This is a genomic window from Micromonospora sp. WMMD735, from assembly GCF_049178995.1.
GTDB classification, from domain to species: domain Bacteria; phylum Actinomycetota; class Actinomycetes; order Mycobacteriales; family Micromonosporaceae; genus Micromonospora; species Micromonospora wenchangensis.
In genome coordinates this window covers 3,276,845-3,294,014 of the sequence record NZ_JBMHMJ010000002.1, presented here as the reverse complement: position 1 = coordinate 3,294,014, position 17,170 = coordinate 3,276,845, and the positions used below count along the sequence as shown (strand labels likewise).

Here is a 17,170-nt window from a genome sequence, read left to right as displayed (position 1 = left end):
GCTACGGAGAAAGGTGTTCCGATTGACTCGGGGGTCAGCACCAGATTTGCGCGTAGCTGATCGAGTCGTTCCACTGTAGACCCCAGAACGTCCCGAGGTTGGAGATCTCGGTGCGCGGGCCGACGGTGATGGGGCTGTCGGAACGGTCGCCGTTGCGGTAGAGCTTGTAGGCGCAGTTGCTCCGGTTGCGGACCGAGGTGACCGCGTTGTCGGCGTTGGTGTTGACCAGGCTGGCGCTGCCGTTGAGCACGTCCAGGATGTTGAGGAAGCCGGCGTCCTTGTAGAGGCAGAGCGCGCCGGTGGAGGGGCAGCTCAGGGCCAGTGCGTCCGTCGCGGAGGGCGCTGCGGCCTGGGCCGGGGCGCCGGCGAGGACGGTGGTGCCGACGAGGGCGAGGCCCGCGAGTGCGGTCCCGATGTGTCGCATGGTTTCCTCCCGTGAAGTGGTGGCGGGGGGCATGGCGCGACGCGGCACGTGGCCGGTCAGCGAGCGACCTTCGACCGAGACGTCGACTGTCAATGCTGAGAATTGCGGGTACCCGCATGTGCGGCGGCAGGCGTGCCTGCGCCGTCGTTCAACAGTTCTCCCAGAGGCCCCCGTGGCCTGTTGTCGGTCCTTAACCTACGTGAAGGGAAATGGGGCGTCAATACTTCTCGATTTCTTTGGTGGTCGTCCGGTGATTCCTTCAACCATGCGGATCTCCGGTCGGCTACTCCATAGTGGGCGGAAGTCGGGCCGACCTACCGGCGGCGTGCCAGCACCAGATGGTCGATCAGCGTGCCGGCCACGTCCACCAGGTGCGGATTGGGTCGCCCGCTCCAGTACCGCTCCCGACCCCGGTACAGCTCGTCCCAGTGCCGGGCGGTCGCCGCGTCCACCGCCCCGGCCAGCCCTCCGTCCGCTCCGGGCTGCCCGGTCTGCCCGGTCTGCCCGACCATGGTCCCGACCTGGTCGTGTCCGGCCCCGACCTGGTCGTGTCCGGCCCCGACCTGGTCGTGTCCGGCCCCGACCTGGTCGTGTCCGGCCCCGACCTGGTCGTGTCCGGCCCCGACCTGGTCGTGTCCGGCCCCGACCTGGTCGTGTCCGGCCCCGACCTGGTCGTGTCCGGCCCCTGCCTGGTCGTCCACCGTCCCGGTCCGCTCGGACGCGGGACCGGTCTGCCCGGGTGCGGCCGTGCGTCGTGCGGCGACGGCCCGGTCGGTGTCCTCGGCGATCAGGTCGGCGTTGAGGGCGGCGGCGGCCTTCAGCCCCGCCGCCGCGGCGGCGATGACGGTGGCCTGCGGATCCGTGACGTTGCCGGCCACCCAGACCCCGGGCACCTCGGTCGCGCCGGAGGCGTCGGCGGCGACCCGGTCACCGAAGGCGTGCCCGCCGACGACGAAGTCCTCCGGGGTCAACCCGAGCCCGGCGAGGAAGGCGGCCCGTGCGGCGAACCGGGGCGCGACCACCAGCGCCTCCCGGGGGACCACCAGCCCGGACCGCAGCCGTACGCCGGTGAGCCGGTCGGCGGTGAGCTCCAGCTCGGCCACCTCGCCGTCGACCACGGTTACCCCCCGGGCGGCCAGCCGCTCCGCGTCGTCGGCGGGCAACGGCCCGGTGGTGTGGGTGAAGACCACCACGTCGTCGGTGAGCTGCCGGAACAGCAGCGCCTGGTGGGCGGCCATCGGGCCGGTGGCGAGCACCCCGACGGCCTGGTCGCGCACCTCCCACCCGTGGCAGTACGGGCAGTGCAGCACGTCACGACCCCACCGCCCGGCCAGCCCCGGCACGTCGGGCAGGTCGTCGACCAGGCCGGTAGTGACCAGCAGCCGGCGGGCGTGCAGCACCCGACCGTCGGCCAGCGTCACCGCGAACCGCGCCGGCCCGGCGCTGTCGGCCGGGTTGCTCTCCCCTGCGCCGCCGGTCGGGTTGCTCTCCCCTGCGCCGCGGGTCGGGTTCGCGCCGGTGGTCCCGGGTACGCCGTCGAGCGGGTGGGCGGCGGTGACGGTGGCGTCGAGCAGGGTCACGCCGTACCGGGCCACCTCGGCCCGGCCCGTCGCATACAGGGCGGCGGGTGGGACACCCTCGTTGGTCAGGAAGTTGTGCACGTGGTCGGCCGGGGCGTTGCGCGGGGCACCGCCGTCGACCACCACCACGTCGCGGCGGAACCGGCCCAGGGCGAGCGCACCGCTGAGCCCGGCCGCGCCGCCGCCCACCACCACCACGTCGTGCACCACCGGGTACGTCATGACCACTGCCTCCCTACGGGCGGGTACGTCCCGCCGGTGCTCCGGATCGTCCGCCTGACTCGCCGTACTGCCAAATATCGTTGCCGGAATGGCAAACTGGTGCGGTGACCGGCGACCAGCGGGACCAGAGGGCGGCATCCCGACGTGCTGCCGGCCCACCCCCGGCCCACGGCGCTCCCGGGCGGGCCGCAGCGGGGCAGGGGCCCGGACAAGGACAGTGGGCGGTGCCGGGCGACACCGGCGTCACCACCGAGGACGAGGTGCTCACCACCGTCGGGCCGCGGCTGCGGGCATTACGGCAGCAGCGCGGCGTGACGCTGAGTCAGCTCGGCGCGGCCACCGGGATCTCGGTCAGCACCCTGTCCCGGCTGGAGTCCGGCGGCCGGCGGCCCACCCTGGAACTCCTGCTCGCCCTGGCCCGCTTCCACCGGGTGCCGCTGGACGACCTGGTCGGTACGCCGATGATCGGGGATCCCCGGGTCCACCGCCGTGCGGTCGTCCGGCACGGCGTCACCATCGTGCCGCTGACCCGCCGCCCGGGTGGCGTCCAGGCGTACAAGATGATGTATCCGCCGCAGGTGCCGGCGGGGGAGCCGACCCCGCAGGTGCACGAGGGGTACGAGTGGCTCTACGTGCTCTCCGGCCGGATCCGGCTGCTGCTCGGCGGGCACGACCTCACCCTCGACGCAGGTGAGGTCGCCGAGTTCGACACCCGCACCCCGCACTGGTTCGGCAACCCGTTCGACGCGCCGGCCGAGATCCTCAGCCTCTTCGGCCCCCAGGGCGAGCGCCTGCACGTCCGCGCCCGCCCCACCGCCCCCTCCGCCACCCCCACCTCCGCCACCCGACCGAGTTGACCAAGAGGTTTGCGTCAGGTGAACCGCGACGGATGACGCAAACCTCTTGATCACTCGACCCGGACGGGGTGGTCTGCGGTGATCAAGAGGTTTGCGTCAATCCCAGGCGGCGGGGTGACGCGAACCTCTTGATCAACCCGAGCAGGTGCGGGAGGGGAGGGGGCGGGGCGAGGGGGCGAGGGGGGTGTGGGTCAGGTGTGGAGGGTCCAGGTGCCGGCGTGGGGGACGGTGACCAGGGTCCAGGGGCCGTCGGACGTGACGGTGGCACCGGGGGAGACGGTCAGCCAGCGGGAGTGGCGGACCCGGACCGGCACCTGTCCGGCGGCGGTGGTCCGGAACGTCAGCGTGGCGGCGTCCTGCCCGACCAGCACCCCGGGCGCGGCGACCAGGGGCGTCGGGTCGGTCACCGCGTACAACCGCCAGTGCCGGTCCGACCAGACCTCGGTCAGGTACGGCAACCCCGCCCCGACCAGGTCCGCCTCGGCCCGGCCCACCCAGGACAGCGGCGCGTCGGCGACGGCGACGTACTGCACGGCGTACTCGTCCAGCCAGGCCCGGTAGCTGTCGGCGGTCAACGGCACACCGGTGCCACCGGCCCCCGGGACGGTGGTGAAGAACAGCGGGTTGCGGCCGATGTCGACCTGGCGCAGCCAGCCCCGGGCCAGCGGCACCTCGCCGAGCTGCGCGGCCTCCCAGTAGTTGCGGGTCGGCGGCACCTCCACCCGCCCGGTGAGCCCGCGCCGGCCCAGCTCGGCGGCGAGCGGTGCGAAGTAGCTCCGGTCGGCGGTCGGATCGTCGGCGCTGCGGACGTCGGCGGCGACCACCGGCGGCAGCCACCAGCACACCACCGCCAGCAGCACGGCCAACGCCACCGCGCCGGTCCCGGCGGACAGACCGACCGGCGGGACCGGTCGGGTGGCCCCGCCGGGCCCCGGGGTGGCCCGCCAGCGGGGCAGTCGGGCGGTGAGCCGGGCGGGTGGGCGGGCGGCGGCGGCCAGCACCGGCAGCGCGAACATCGTCACCAGGCGGGTCGCGTTCAGCCCGACCGGGGTGTGGACCAACGCCGCCGCCAGCACCCCGCCCGCCGACAGCAACGCCCCCACCCGCACCGGCCGGTACGCCACCAACGCCGCCACCAGCAGGCTGACCGTGACCGACCGCAGGGTGTCGGAGCCGCTGATGTTCATCCAGCCGCCCTCACCGAACAGCAGCCCGGTGACCGCCAGCGGCACCGCCGCCGCGACCCCGAGCAGCAGGCCGTCGGCCCACCGGCGGGTGGCCAGCAGCGCCACTCCGACCAGACCGACGAACAGACCCGCCACCGGGCTGCTCGCCGACGCCAGCGCCGCGCCGGCCACCGCCAGGACCGGCCGGCCCCAACGCCCGCCCCGGACCCAGCGTCCGCCCCGGCTGCCCGCCCCGCCCGGTCCGCCCCGGCTGCCCGGCGCGAAACCCGGTCCGCCCCCGCTGCCCGGCGCGAAACCCGGCCCGTCCGGGCCACGCCGGTTGGTCGGCAGGGTCAGGGCGAGCAGGGCGGCCAGCCCGAACGTCACCCCGAGGGCGTAGGTGACCCGGCCGGAGACCAGGTTGCCGGTGATCGTCAGCACCCCGACCAGGCTGCCGAGCAGCGGCCGGGGCACCCGGGTACGCACCAGCAGAGCGGCGAACGCGGCGGCCGAGCCGACCAGCGCCAACGCCCCGGTCAGGCGTACCCCGAGGGTCGCCATCAGCGGCGGCGAGACCAGGCTGTAGCCGAGCGGCGTGATGCCGGCGTACCAGCGCAGGTCGACCAGGGCCCAGCCGTGCCCGGCGAAGAAGTCGGCGCGGGCCACCTGGGCCGACAGGTCCGACCCGAGCGGGGGCGACGCCAGCCACACCCCGGCGAGCACGGCGGCGACCACGGTGGCCGACCCCACCACCCTGCTGCCCCGCATGCCCACCTCCGGTCCGCGCCCACGCTACTGGCAGCATGACGGACGTGCCTCACCACCTGTCCCGCTGGCTCGGTCTGTCCGGTTCGGTGCTGCTCGCCGTCGCCGCGTACCTCGGGGGCGCGCTGCCGGGGTCGGAGCTGCGGCCCACCCCGGTCAGCATCTGGCAGAGCCGGCACGGGCCACTGGTCATCGTGCTCTGGCTGGTCGGCACCGGGCTGCTGGCCTGGGCGTGGTGGACGCTGCGCGACCGGGTGCCGTCGGCGCGGTGGGCGCTGGTCACCGCCGGGCTGTGGGTGCTGCCGCTGCTGGTCGCGCCGCCGCTGGCCAGCCGCGACGTGTACGCGTACTCCTGCCAGGGCGCGAGTTACGCGGCCGGGATCAACCCGTACGAGCAGGGGGTGTCGGCGCTGCCCTGCCCGTGGATCGACACCATCTCCTACATCTGGCGGGACACCCCCGCCCCGTACGGGCCGCTGTTCGTGATGATCGCCGGGGCGGTGGTGCGGCTCACCGGCGGCCTCGACCCGGACACCGCGCTGGCCGTCAACATCGCCCTGTTCCGGCTGCTCGCCGTGGCCGGGGTGGCGCTGACCGCCGCCTGCCTGCCGACGCTGGCCCGGCGCTGCGGCGTACCGGTGCCCCGGGCGTTGTGGCTGGCGCTGGCCTCGCCGCTGGTCGGCGTACACCTGGTCTCGGGGGCGCACAACGACGCGCTGATGATCGGCCTGCTGGTCGCCGGCCTGGCCGTGGTGGCGGCCAACCCGGGCCGGCGCTGGCCGCTGCTGGCCGGCGGGGTGCTGCTCGGGCTGGCCGGCGCGGTGAAGGTGACCGCGCTGGTGGTGGTGCCGTTCGCGGTGCTGGCCGCGCTGGTCGGGCCGTACCGGATCAGGGCGCTGCTGCGCGACGGCCTGCCGGTCGCCGTCGGCGCGCTGGTCGCGGTGGCCGGCGCGACCCTGGCGGCGGGCCTGGACTTCGGGTGGATCGCCGGCCTGGAACAGGGCGGCCTGGTGATCGCCTGGACGTCGCCGCCGACCGCCGTCGGGCAGACCGCCGGCTACGTCGCGGCACTGTTCGGCGCGGACGTCGACGCGCTGCCGGTGACCCGGACGATCGGCATGCTGGTGCTGGCGGTGCTGCTGGTCTGGCTGTGGTGGCGGGCCCGCACCCGCGACCCGCTGTGGCACGCCGGCCTGGCGCTGGCCGCGACGGTGGCCCTCGCGCCGCTGTTCCACCCCTGGTACTGGCTGTGGCCGATGGCCGTGCTCGCCGCGACGACCCACCTGTCGACCCGGTGGTTCGCGCTGGTGGCGTTGGTCTCGTCGTTCCTGGTGCTGCCGGACGGCACCGGGCTGCCCCGGTTCACCAAGATGCCCGGCGCTCCGCTGATGACGCTGTTGGTGATCGTGGTGGCCGTGCGGTTGGTACGGTCGGCTCGGGCGGGACGGCGACCCGCCACCGTGGATTCGCCCGCCGACTGAGGAGAGATGGCCGGTGACCGAGGCCGGCGCACCGACCGGGCGGGCCCGCGCGGCACGTCACCTCGGGCTGACCGGGGCGGTGCTGCTCGCCGTGGCCGGTTGGCTGGGCGGGGTGCTGCCCGAGGTGCCGCCGACCGGCCCGTGGCGCGCGCCGCACGGCCCGGCCGCGGTGAGCTGCTGGCTGGTCGGTACGGCGCTGATGGTGGGCGCCTGGTGGGCGTTGCGTGCCGGTGCCCCGTCGACCGGGTGGGCGTACCGCACCGCCGGGCTGTGGTCGCTGCCGCTGCTGCTCACCCCGCCCCTGGCCAGCCGGGACGTCTACTCGTACGCCTGCCAGGGCTGGTCGTACGCGGCCGGGCACGACCCGTACCGGGTGGGGGTGGCGGCGGCCGGCTGCCCGTGGGTGGACGCGGTCGCGCCGATCTGGCGGGACACCCCGGCCCCGTACGGCCCGGTCTTCGTGCTGTTGGCCGCCCTGGCCGCCGGGGTCGGCGGTTCCCTGCTCGGCACCCTGGTGGTGCTGCGGCTGTACGCGGTGGCCGGGGTGCTGCTGGCGGCGCTCTGCCTGCCCGGCCTGGCCCGTGCCGCCGGGGTGCCTACCCGCCGGGCGGCCTGGCTGGGGCTGGCCTCGCCGCTGGTCGGGGTGCACCTGGTGGCCGGCGCGCACAACGACGCGGTGCTGCTCGGCCTGCTCCTGCTGGGCCTGCTGGTGCTGGTGCGTGCGCCCGGCCGGACCCGGGGGCTGCTCGTCGCCGGGGTGCTGCTCGGGCTGGCGGTGGCGGTGAAGGCGACCGCGCTGGTGGTGCTGCCGTTCGCGGCGTTGACGGCGGTGCACGGCCGCTACACCCTGCGGGCCCTGCTGCGCGACGGCGGCCGGCTCGCCGGGGCGGTCCTGGCCACCCTGGCGGCGGTGTCGGCGCTGTCCGGGTTGGGGCTGGGCTGGGTCGCCGGGCTGGCCCGCAGCGGGGACTCGCAGCAGTGGACGTCACCGCCGACGGCGGTCGGCTTCGTCGTCGACTACGTCGGCGAGCTGGCCGGTCGGCGGCCGGACGCGGTGCCGGTGACGAGGGCGGTGGGTCTGCTGGTGCTGGTGGTGCTGCTCGCGGTGCTGTGGTGGCGGGCGTGGACGGCGCTGCGCCGGCTCAACGACGTCCGGCAGCGGGTGCACCGCCTGGCGGCGGCCCGACCCCGGGTCACCCTGGGCGCGGCGGGGGTGGCGCTGGCCGCGACGGTGCTGCTCGCCCCGGTCCTGCACCCGTGGTACGTGACCTGGCCGCTGCTGCTGCTCGCGGTGTCGGCGACCCGGACCACCTGGTTCGTGGTGCCGGCGGCGGTGGCGGCCTTCCTCACCCTGCCCGACGGCACCACTGTCGCCCGCTACACCAAGGCCCCCGGTGCGATCGCGATGACCGCGCTGCTGGTGGTGCTGCTGGTCGGTGTGCTGCGGGGGCGGCGTGACGCAGCGGGCCGGCCCCGCGAACGCGGAGCCGGCCCGGCCGGTGGAACGTGACAGTCGAGGGGGAACCTCAGCAGTCGAAGTACATCGCGAACTCGTGCGGGGTCGGGCGCAGGCGCACCGGGTCGACCTCGTTGGCCCGCTTCCACCCGATCCAGGTGGAGATCAGGTCGGGGGTGAAGACACCGCCGTCGAGCAGGTAGTCGTGGTCGGCCTCCAGGGCGTCGAGCACCTCCGGCAGCGAGCCCGGCACCTGCTTGACGTCGCCCCACTCCTCCGGCGGGAGGTCGTAGAGGTCCTTGTCGATCGGGGCCGGCGGCTCCATCTTGCTCTTGATGCCGTCCAGGCCGGCCATCATCATGGCCGAGAAGGCGAGGTACGGGTTGCTGGACGGGTCCGGCACCCGGAACTCGACCCGCTTGGCCTTGGCGTTGCTGCCGGTGACCGGGATGCGGGTGCAGGCGGAGCGGTTGCGCTGCGAGTAGACCAGGTTGACCGGGGCCTCGTAGCCGGGCACCAGCCGACGGTACGAGTTGACCGTCGGGTTGGTGAACGCGAGCAGCGACGGGGCGTGGTGCAGCAGACCACCGATGTACCAGCGGGCGGTGTCCGACAGGCCGGCGTAGCCGGTCTCGTCGTAGAACAGCGGCTCGCCGTTGAGCCAGAGGCTCTGGTGGGTGTGCATGCCGGAGCCGTTGTCGCCGAAGAGCGGCTTGGGCATGAAGGTGGCCGTCTTGCCGTTGGCCCAGGCCTCGTTCTTCACGATGTACTTGAAGAGCTGGAGCTGGTCGCCGGCGTGCAGCAGGGTGGAGAACTTGTAGTTGATCTCCGACTGGCCGGCGGTGCCGACCTCGTGGTGCGAACGCTCCACGGTGAAACCGCCGTCGACCAGCCGACGCACGATCGAGTCGCGCAGGTCGGCGTAGTGGTCCACCGGCGGCACCGGGAAGTAGCCGCCCTTGTACGCGGTCTTGTAGCCGCGGTTGCCGCCGGCCTCCTCACGCCCCGTGTTCCACGCGCCCTCGACCGAGTCGATGTAGTAGAACGACTGGTGCGCCGAGGTCTCGTGGCGGATCGAGTCGAAGATGTAGAACTCCGCCTCGGCACCGAAGTACGCGGTGTCGGCGATGCCGCTGGCGGCGAGGTAGGCCTCGGCCTTCTTGGCCACGTTGCGCGGGTCCCGGGAGTAGGCCTCACGGGTGAACGGGTCGTGGATGAAGAAGTTGAGCGCGAGGGTCTTCTGCGCGCGGAACGGGTCGATGAAGGCGGTCGCGACGTCCGGGAGCAGGAGCATGTCCGACTCGTGGATCGCCTGGAAACCGCGGATCGACGAACCGTCGAACGCGAGACCGTCGGTGAAGACGCTGTCGTCGAAGGACTCCACCGGCAGGTTGAAGTGCTGCATCACGCCGGGCAGGTCACAAAAACGTACGTCGACGAACTTTACGTCCTCGTTCTTGAGGTATCGCAGGAGTTCCTCGGGATTGGCAAACACACGTCCTCCTGGCACGTCCACTCCGGTGGCTGGGCTCTGGCGACGCTATGACCGCGGGGTTGCTCGCCCGTGTCTCCAATGTTTCTGCCGTGTTACGCCGCTCGCGGAGCGTCATCTACGCCGCTCAGTACCCGCCGGGTTGTCCGTTCGGACGATACCGGCTGAAGCACTGTATCGCTTTTCAGGGTGATAAGACCGAATTTGCACAGACTGCGGGAACGCCCCCGGAGTTCACCTGCTGGTCCGCCTCCCGAGCCGCCCCGGGGCCGGCGGTGGGCTGCGGGGCGGCCCCGGAGCGGCGCTGACTACCCTGGACCACCGTGACGAGTCCGCCCGCCGCGGCACCGGTGCCGCCCGCCACCGACCCCACCTTCGACCCTCCGGGCCTCGGCCGACGGTTCGGTGCCCTGGTGATCGACTGGGTGCTCTGCCTGCTGGTGTCGAACTTCTTCGCCGACCCGGTCCGCGACGGCTGGGCCCCGGTGGTGGTGCTCATCGTCGAGTACGGCTTCTTCCTCGGCCTCTTCGCCCAGACCCCCGGCATGTGGATCACCCGGCTGCGCTGCCTCGACTGGTCCGACGGCGGGCGGCTCGGGATCCCCCGGGCGCTCCTGCGTGGCCTGCTCCTGGCGTTGGTGGTGCCGCCCCTGGTCATGGACGCCCAGCGTCGCGGCCTGCACGACCGGCTCACCGGAGCGGTCGTCACCGACGCTCCCCGCGCCGCCCGCTGACCCCGGTTCGCCCGCTGACCTGACACTGCCGCCGACCCCGGACACGCCGCGAGCCGGGCCCGAACGGACGGGCCCGGCTCGCGGGGCGTACCAGCAGGGGTCAGCGGCCCCGGGTCTGGCGGAACGCGCGGCCCGGCGGCCGCATGTTCTTGGGAATCGCGCCCTTGGGCATCTGCGGGCGGGCGGTGAGCGCCTTGAGCCGTTTGTCGAGGGAGTTGACGTCCTTGCCGTTGAGCGTGCGCGGCAGCCGCATCAGGGTCATCCGCAGCTTGCGGATCGGCAGCTCACCCTCGCCCTGGCCGATCACGTAGTCGTGCAGCGGCGCCGAGCCGATCACCTTGGCCAGCCGGCGCTTCTCCTGGCCCAGCAGGCCCCGGACCCGCTGCGGGTGCCCCTCGGCCAGCAGGATCACGCCGGGCCGGCCGATCACCAGGTGCACCATGTCCATCTGGGTGGTGGAGCTGACCGCCGGGGTGACCCGCCAGTCACCACGCATGCTCTCCATGATCTGCGCCGCCGCGCCGGGCTGCCCCTCGGCCGCGTTCATCATCGCCTTGTTGGACCGCAGGTTGAGCACGACCAGCAGGGCGAGCAGGGCGAACAGGATGCCGATCGGTAGCCAGAGCCAGCCCCAGAGGATCACCGCGACCACGGTGAGCGCGAGCGGGATCAGCACCGCCCCGGCGGCCAGTGGCGCGAACCACCGGTCCTGCTTGGCGGTGAACTTGAACACCATCCCGATCTGCTTCAGCCGTTGGCCGAACGAGACCTTCTCCTGGGGCTTTGCCATGCCGCCGAGTCTAGTGGTCCCCGCCAGGACTGATGATCCCCGGCCGGTGGTCGGCCGGGGCCCGTGCGTGGTGCCGGTCAGCCGGTGGGCGAACGGTCCCCGACCGGCGCGGTACGGGGACGGGGCACCACCGGGGCGGCGCGACCGGTGCCGGCCTCGCCGCGACTGGCGGGGGCGCCGCTGTCGCTGCCACCCTCCTCGTGGTAGTCCTCCTCGACGTTGACCGCCCAGACGTCGTGGTCGGTGCCGTCGAGGATGTTCTCCGCGGCCAGCATCGCGGTGAGCATGGAGTGGTCCTGGTTGTTGTACCGGTGCATGCCGTTGCGACCCACCGGGTGCACGTTCGGCACCGCCTCGGCCAGCCAGCGGCGGATCACCTCGACGGCCTCGGCGTAGCCCTCGTCGTAGACCGGGTAGGCCTTCGGCATCCGCACCACGTACCCGGTGGTGACCGAGCCGGGGCGGACCAGGCCGAGCCGCTCCAGTTCGGCGGTGCCGAAGGCGACCAGCTCCGGGTCCGGGGTCGACCACAGCTCGTCGCCCTCGTTGACGAAGTACTCCAGGCCCAGGCAGGTGCCGCCGGCCCGGACCATCTCCGGCGACCAGGCGCCGTAGTTCTGGATCCGCCCGACCTGCACCCCGGGGGTGTGCACGTAGATCCAGTTGTCGGGGAAACCGGCCTCGGCCGGCACCACCAGCGCCACGGTCAGGAAGTCCCGGTGCCGCAGCGCGTCGGCGGCCTCGCGTACCTCGGTCGGCGCGGGCGGGTCCATCGCCCGGACCAGGGCCGAGATCGGCATGCTGGAGACCACGTGGTCGGCGGCGATCCGCCGCTCACCGGACGGGCCGTCGACGGTCACCGCGACCGCCCGGCCGTCCTCGCGGTGCACGGTGCGTACCGCCGTCTCCAGCTCGACCGTCCCGCCGCCCTTGACCACCAGCTCGGCGCAGCGTTCCCACATCATCCCCGGGCCGAGCCGGGGGTAGCGGAACTCCTCGATCAGGCTGGTCACCTCGGTGCCGCCACGCTGGGGCAGCAGCGCGCCCCGGATCGCCGCGCCGAGGGAGAGGTTGCGGATGCGCTGGGCCGCCCAGTCCGCCTGCAGCTCCGTCGCGGGGATGCCCCAGACCTTCTCGGTGTACGTCTTGAAGAACATCCGGTACAGCCGGGCCCCGAACCGGGCGGACACCCAGCCCTCGAAGTGGCTCTGGTCGGCCGGCGGACGCACCCGCGCCCACAGGTACGACCCGACGCACCGGCACGCCTCCCACACGCCGAGGTTGCGCAGCGCGTTGCCGGCCCGCAGCGGGTAGTCGAAGAGCCGGCCCTGGTAGTGGATGCGGCTCATCCGGGGGCGCAGCAGGAAGTCGTCGTCGGAGAGCAGCTCGTGCCAGAAGGCCTCGACCCGGGACACCTTGGTGAAGAACCGGTGCCCGCCGATGTCGAACCGCCAGCCCTCCCGCTCCACGGTGCGGCTGATCCCGCCCACCACGTCGTCGGCCTCCACCACGTCGACCGGGGCGTGTCGCCGGGTCAACTCGTACGCGGCTGTGAGGCCGGCAGGGCCGGCGCCGATGACAACCGTGTGCGGCTGCGCCATCAAAGACACCACCATCGATGAGTTGCGGGTCAGGGCTGGCGGAATCTAACACGATCCCGCCGTGCCCGGACAGCGTCGCCGAATCGACGCCGAGCTGCGGCCGGACACCCCTTGCGGGTGCCGCCGAGGTCTGGGAAGATCGACACACTCGAATGCCCGGCGGTCGTCGCCGCGACCGGTGGTATTCCGCAGGCGGGCCCGGTGGCGTCCGGGGGTCAGCCGACGGTGACCGAGGCGTCCCGGCGGGCCGTCAACGCCTGCTGGTAGAGCCGCCCCGCCCGGTACGACGAACGCACCAGCGGCCCGCTCATCACCCCGGCGAAGCCGATCTCCTCGGCCTCCTCGCGCAGCTCGACGAACTCCTCCGGCTTGACCCAGCGGGTCACCGGGTGGTGCCGGGGGGTGGGCCGCAGGTACTGGGTGATGGTGATCAGCTCGCAGCCGGCCTCATGCAGGTCGCGCAGCGCCTGGGAGATCTCGGCCCGCTCCTCGCCCATGCCCAGGATCAGGTTGCTCTTGGTGACCAGCCCGGCGGCACGGGCCTGCCGGATCACGTCGAGCGAACGCTCGTAGCGGAACGCCGGACGGATCCGCTTGAAGATCCGCGGCACCGTCTCGACGTTGTGCGCCAGCACCTCGGGCCGGGCGCCGAACACCTCGGCGAGCTGCTCGGGGACGGCGTTGAAGTCGGGGATCAGCAGCTCGACGCCGCAGCCGGAGCGCAGCGCGTGGATCTGCCGGACCGTCTCGGCGTAGAGCCACGCGCCGCCGTCGGGCAGGTCGTCACGGGCCACCCCGGTGATGGTGGCGTAGCGCAGGCCCATCGTGGCCACCGACTCGGCCACCCGGCGCGGCTCGTCGGCGTCGAACTCGGCCGGCTTGCCGGTGTCGATCTGGCAGAAGTCGCAGCGCCTGGTGCACTGGTCGCCACCGATGAGGAAGGTGGCCTCCCGGTCCTCCCAGCACTCGTAGATGTTGGGGCAGCCGGCCTCCTGGCAGACGGTGTGCAACCCCTCGCGCGAGACCAGCCCGCGCAGCTCGGTGTACTCCGGCCCCATCTTGGCCTTGACCTTGATCCACGGCGGTTTGCGCTCGATCGGCGTCTCGGCGTTGCGCGCCTCGATCCGCAGCATCCGTCGCCCCTCGGGGGCGACCGTCGCGGAGCGCGCTGCCTGCTGGGTCGTCGGCGCGGAGTGCTCGATCGTCACAAAACCGAGCCTACGCCCGACGGCGGCGATCGATGCACGTCGGGCGACCGGCGTCACGTCACCGGTCTTGTGACACCGGCCACCCGGCGACCCGAAAAGCCCGTTACAGCCCGGTGGGACGGGTGCTAGCGTGCCGGCAGAGCTGTGACGGAGCCGAGTAACGCCCCGATCCGCCAGTGCAGAGAGCCGCCGGTTGCTGGAAGGCGGTCTGACGCCGGGGCGCGAAGACCCTCCCGAGCCGCGGGAAGAACGGCGCGTCCGCGCGCCCAGTAGAGCCCGCCCGGCTGGCCCCGGTGAAAAGGCGACGAATGAGGCTCCCGCCACGGCGGGGGCGAAGGTGTGGTGGCACCGCGAGGTTCCCGCTCGCCCACACCTCCCGGGGATCGCGTTGCGATTGATCGAGGAGGTAACCGCCGTGCAACGCATCCTTTCCGCCCACCTGCCCACCCGCACCGGCACGACCGTGCGGATCGCCGGCTGGGTGCACCGCCGCCGCCTGCTCAAGTCGGTGGCCTTCCTGATCGTCCGGGACGCCACCGGCCTGACCCAGGCGGTGGTCACCGACCCGGACGTGCGGGCCGCCGTGACGGCGCTGCCCGAGGAGACGGTGGTCGAGGTGGTCGGCACGGTCACCGCGAACGGCACCGCGCCCGCCGGGGTCGAGCTGACCCACCCGACCGTACGACCGCTCGGCCCGCCCGCCGTGCCGCCCCCGTTCGACCTCTACCGGCCGGCGCTCACCGCGACCCTGCCCACCCAGCTCGACCACGCGCCGGTGGCGCTGCGGCACCCGACCCGCGCGGCGGCCCTGCGGATCGCGGCGGCGGCGGTGGCCGGCTTCCGGGCCACCCTGGACGCCCGCGACTTCGTGGAGGTGCACACCCCGAAGGTGGTGGCCACGTCCACCGAGAGCGGGGCGAACGTCTTCACCCTCGACTGGTTCGGCCGGCCGGCGTACCTGGCCCAGTCACCGCAGTTCTACAAGCAGCTGATGGTGGGCGTCTTCGAACGGGTCTACGAGGTGGGGCCGGTGTTCCGGGCCGAACCGCACGACACCGTCCGGCACCTGGCCCAGTACACCTCGCTCGACGTCGAGCTGGGCTTCGTCGAAGACCACCGGGACGTGATGGCGGTGCTGCGGGACACCCTCGCCGGGATGCTCGCCGAGGTGGCCCGGCGGGCCGGTGGCGCGGTGGCGACCCTGGGACTGACCCTGCCCGAGGTGCCGGCCGAGATCCCCGCCGTGCACTTCACCGAGGCGCTGCGGATCGCCGGCGCGCCCGCCGACGAACCCGACCTGGCCCCCGCCCACGAACGGGCGCTGGGGGAGTGGGCCCGCGCCACCCACGGGTCGGACCTCCTCTTCGTCACCGGGTACCCGATGGCGAAGCGGCCCTTCTACACCCACCCCGACCCGGCCCGGCCCGCGTACTCGAACGGTTTCGACCTGCTCTTCCGGGGTCTGGAGCTGGTCACCGGCGGGCAGCGGCTGCACCGCCACGCCGACTACCTGGCGGCCCTCGCGGCGCGCGGCGAGCCGGTCGAGCCCTACGCCGGGTACGTGGACGCGTTCCGGCACGGGATGCCGCCGCACGGCGGCTTCGCGATCGGCCTGGAGCGGTTCGTGGCCCGACTGGTCGGCGCGGCAAACGTCCGGGAGGTGACCGCCTTCCCGTGCGACCTGCACCGGCTGACCCCCTGAGCTGCGGTGCGCTACCCGGTGGCCCATCGGTGGCGGCCTTGCGGTGCCGGCCCTTGCCGGGGTCGCCCGCATGTCGGTCGACGCTGCCGCCTCGGGCGGGTCGAGCACCCTGGGTGACGAAGCGGGCTGAGGTCGCCCGCGATCACCCTGGGTGATCGATTTTCGGGGGTGCCGGCGCTGCCCTGCGTCCGAAATTCGCACTCACCCCGCTGAGCAGGACTTTCGCTCCCATCTCCAGCTGCCCCACCTACCTGCCCCTCCACGCTTTGCTCTGCTGCCACCGACGCGACGGTTACCTTCCGCGCTCGGTGCGCCCAGGGCAGCAGAGCAAAGCGTGTGGGGAAGGGTGGGTGGCAGGGGGAGATAAGTGACGCTACGTAGTGGCGGTGGGGTTGTGGGTGCGGTCGCGCACTGTCGCGCTGACCGGTTCAGACCCAAGCTGATGCTTGCCCGGGATGCGGTCGGACGGCCACCGCCAGTCGCGCCGGGGGTGCCGGGTGGCGGCTGCTGCGCCCGGCCGGGAGCGGGACCGGGAGGGGAACGGGCGTGGGGACGGGCAGCCGCGTGGCGGATGCCGCCCCCGGTTGCTGTGACGGCTCGACGGGGCAGCGGGGTCAGGCCGAGCCGAGCAGATCCCAGCGGTTGCCGGCGATGTCCCGGAACACCGCCACCCGGCCGTACGGTTCGGTACGCGGTGGCCGCACGAACTCAACGCCGGCGTCGACCAGCCGCCGGTGGACGGCGTCGAAGTCGTCCACCTGGAGGAAGAACCCGACCCGGCCGGCCACCTGGTCACCGACCACCGCCTCCTGCCGCTCACCGTCGGCGCGGGCCAGCAGGATGCCGGTCTGCCCACTGGGCGGGCGGACCACCACCCACCGCTTCGGGCGGCCGTCGTTGGTCAGCGACGGCGCGTCCTCGACCAGCTCGAAGCCGAGAATCCCGGTGAAGAACGCGATGGCCGGGTCGTAGTCGGCGACGACGAGGGTGACGAGGTCGATCCGCACCGGCTCAGCCGAGCAGGGTGGGCAGGTGCCGTTCCACCACGGGCAGCACCTCGGCCACCGTCACCGGGCGGCCCAGTTCGGCGGTGAGCGAGGTGGTGCCGGCGTCGGCGATGCCGCACGGCACGATCCGGTCGTAGTACGACAGGTCGCAGTCGCAGTTGATCGCGAAGCCGTGCTGGGTGACGCCCCGGGCGACCCGGATGCCGATGGCGGCCACCTTGCGGGCCGGGCCCCGGTCGTCGTCGGGCACCCAGACGCCGCTGCGTCCCTCGACCCGGCCGGCGGTAAGCCCGAACTCGGCGCAGACGTCGATCAGCAGCTGCTCGGTGCGGCGGACGTAGGCGACCACGTCGACCGGGTCGGGCAGCCGGACGATCGGGTAGCCGACGAGCTGCCCCGGACCGTGCCAGGTGATCTTGCCACCCCGGTCGACGTCGACGACAGGGGTGCCGTCCATCGGCCGGTCCCAGGGCTCGGTGCGCTTGCCGGCGGTGTAGACGCTCGGGTGTTCCAGCAGCAGCACGGTGTCGCCGCGCTCGCCGGCCACCACCGCCTCGTGCAGCCGCCGTTGCTCGTCCCACGCGGCCGGGTAGTCGACCACACCCGCCCGGACGGCGGTCACCCCGGAAGTCGTCACGCTCACCCTGCCACCCTAGCCCCGCCCGCCTCCGCCGTGCCCCGTGAG

The 17,170-nt window shown here is 73.3% G+C and carries 12 protein-coding genes and 4 pseudogenes; 6 read left to right on the top strand and 10 right to left on the bottom strand.

Features of this window, described 5'->3' with window-relative positions; genetic code table 11:
- Positions 1-34: 34 nt before the first annotated feature.
- Positions 35-424: a peptidase inhibitor family I36 protein gene (locus ACN268_RS13850; protein ID WP_421483555.1), complete on the bottom strand. Its 390-nt coding sequence runs from the start codon at positions 422-424 to the stop codon at positions 35-37.
- A 338-nt stretch (positions 425-762) separates the two neighbouring features.
- Here ACN268_RS13850 and ACN268_RS13845 point away from each other — a divergent pair.
- Positions 763-1,047 (top strand): annotated as a pseudogene (locus ACN268_RS13845) (hypothetical protein); the annotation flags it as partial.
- A 105-nt stretch (positions 1,048-1,152) separates the two neighbouring features.
- Here ACN268_RS13845 and ACN268_RS13840 read toward each other — a convergent pair.
- Positions 1,153-2,226: pseudogene (locus ACN268_RS13840) on the bottom strand (NAD(P)/FAD-dependent oxidoreductase); the annotation flags it as partial.
- A 224-nt stretch (positions 2,227-2,450) separates the two neighbouring features.
- Between ACN268_RS13840 and ACN268_RS13835 the strand changes: the two are divergent.
- Positions 2,451-3,083, top strand: coding sequence for a helix-turn-helix domain-containing protein (locus tag ACN268_RS13835; protein WP_421483554.1), 633 nt, complete (start codon positions 2,451-2,453; stop codon positions 3,081-3,083).
- Between the two features lie 191 nt (positions 3,084-3,274).
- On the opposite strand, the pseudogene ACN268_RS13830 reads toward ACN268_RS13835, so the two are convergent.
- Together ACN268_RS13830 and ACN268_RS13825 are read right to left on the bottom strand one after the other, a co-directional pair.
- Positions 3,275-4,456 (bottom strand): annotated as a pseudogene (locus tag ACN268_RS13830) (hypothetical protein); the annotation flags it as partial.
- 126 nt (positions 4,457-4,582) lie between these two features.
- Positions 4,583-5,017, bottom strand: a pseudogene (locus tag ACN268_RS13825) (hypothetical protein); the annotation flags it as partial.
- 35 nt (positions 5,018-5,052) lie between these two features.
- On the opposite strand from ACN268_RS13825, the gene mptB (ACN268_RS13820) reads away from it, so the two are divergent.
- Positions 5,053-6,495, top strand: a complete 1,443-nt coding sequence (mptB, locus tag ACN268_RS13820; protein ID WP_421483553.1) for a polyprenol phosphomannose-dependent alpha 1,6 mannosyltransferase MptB — start codon at positions 5,053-5,055, stop codon at positions 6,493-6,495.
- A gap of 13 nt (positions 6,496-6,508) precedes the next feature.
- A complete protein-coding gene (mptB, locus tag ACN268_RS13815; protein ID WP_421483552.1) occupies positions 6,509-8,005 on the top strand; it encodes a polyprenol phosphomannose-dependent alpha 1,6 mannosyltransferase MptB in 1,497 nt (498 codons plus the stop codon).
- A gap of 16 nt (positions 8,006-8,021) precedes the next feature.
- On the opposite strand, the gene glnA is transcribed toward mptB (ACN268_RS13815), so the two are convergent.
- Positions 8,022-9,446: a type I glutamate--ammonia ligase gene (gene glnA / locus ACN268_RS13810; RefSeq protein ID WP_088644628.1), complete on the bottom strand. Its 1,425-nt coding sequence runs from the start codon at positions 9,444-9,446 to the stop codon at positions 8,022-8,024.
- A gap of 320 nt (positions 9,447-9,766) precedes the next feature.
- On the opposite strand from glnA, the gene ACN268_RS13805 reads away from it, so the two are divergent.
- A complete protein-coding gene (locus ACN268_RS13805; RefSeq protein WP_421483551.1) occupies positions 9,767-10,177 on the top strand; it encodes an RDD family protein in 411 nt (136 codons plus the stop codon).
- Positions 10,178-10,277: 100 nt separating this feature from the next.
- Here ACN268_RS13805 and ACN268_RS13800 read toward each other — a convergent pair whose 3' ends face one another.
- The 3 genes from ACN268_RS13800 to lipA form a co-directional block, all read right to left on the bottom strand.
- Complete coding sequence (locus ACN268_RS13800) at positions 10,278-10,967, bottom strand: DUF4191 domain-containing protein (RefSeq protein ID WP_421483550.1); 690 nt, start codon at positions 10,965-10,967, stop codon at positions 10,278-10,280.
- 77 nt (positions 10,968-11,044) lie between these two features.
- Positions 11,045-12,568 carry an NAD(P)/FAD-dependent oxidoreductase gene (locus tag ACN268_RS13795; protein ID WP_421483549.1) on the bottom strand — a complete coding sequence of 508 codons (1,524 nt, stop codon included), beginning with the start codon at positions 12,566-12,568 and terminating at the stop codon, positions 11,045-11,047.
- Positions 12,569-12,783: 215 nt separating this feature from the next.
- Complete coding sequence (gene lipA, locus ACN268_RS13790) at positions 12,784-13,833, bottom strand: lipoyl synthase (RefSeq protein WP_421483548.1); 1,050 nt, start codon at positions 13,831-13,833, stop codon at positions 12,784-12,786.
- A gap of 358 nt (positions 13,834-14,191) precedes the next feature.
- Here lipA and aspS point away from each other — a divergent pair, with 358 nt between their 5' ends.
- Entirely contained in the window at positions 14,192-15,478 is a 1,287-nt protein-coding gene (gene aspS / locus ACN268_RS13785) for an aspartate--tRNA(Asn) ligase (protein WP_421483547.1), read from the top strand.
- Positions 15,479-16,092: 614 nt separating this feature from the next.
- On the opposite strand, the gene ACN268_RS13780 is transcribed toward aspS, so the two are convergent.
- Positions 16,093-16,485 (bottom strand): VOC family protein, encoded by a 393-nt coding sequence (locus ACN268_RS13780; protein WP_421483546.1) that lies wholly within the window; start codon positions 16,483-16,485, stop codon positions 16,093-16,095.
- A gap of 4 nt (positions 16,486-16,489) precedes the next feature.
- Positions 16,490-17,128, bottom strand: coding sequence for a lipoyl(octanoyl) transferase LipB (lipB, locus tag ACN268_RS13775; protein ID WP_421483545.1), 639 nt, complete (start codon positions 17,126-17,128; stop codon positions 16,490-16,492).
- Positions 17,129-17,170 lie beyond the last annotated feature (42 nt).

What these genes read in the sequence shown, in the direction of transcription:
- ACN268_RS13795 (WP_421483549.1), bottom strand. Translation starts at nt 12,568, where the DNA reads ATGGCGCAGCCGCACACGGTTGTCATCGGCGCCGGCCCTGCCGGCCTC.
- mptB (WP_421483553.1), top strand. Translation starts at nt 5,053, where the DNA reads ATGACGGACGTGCCTCACCACCTGTCCCGCTGGCTCGGTCTGTCCGGT.
- ACN268_RS13800 (WP_421483550.1), bottom strand. Translation starts at nt 10,967, where the DNA reads ATGGCAAAGCCCCAGGAGAAGGTCTCGTTCGGCCAACGGCTGAAGCAG.
- ACN268_RS13850 (WP_421483555.1), bottom strand. Translation starts at nt 424, where the DNA reads ATGCGACACATCGGGACCGCACTCGCGGGCCTCGCCCTCGTCGGCACC.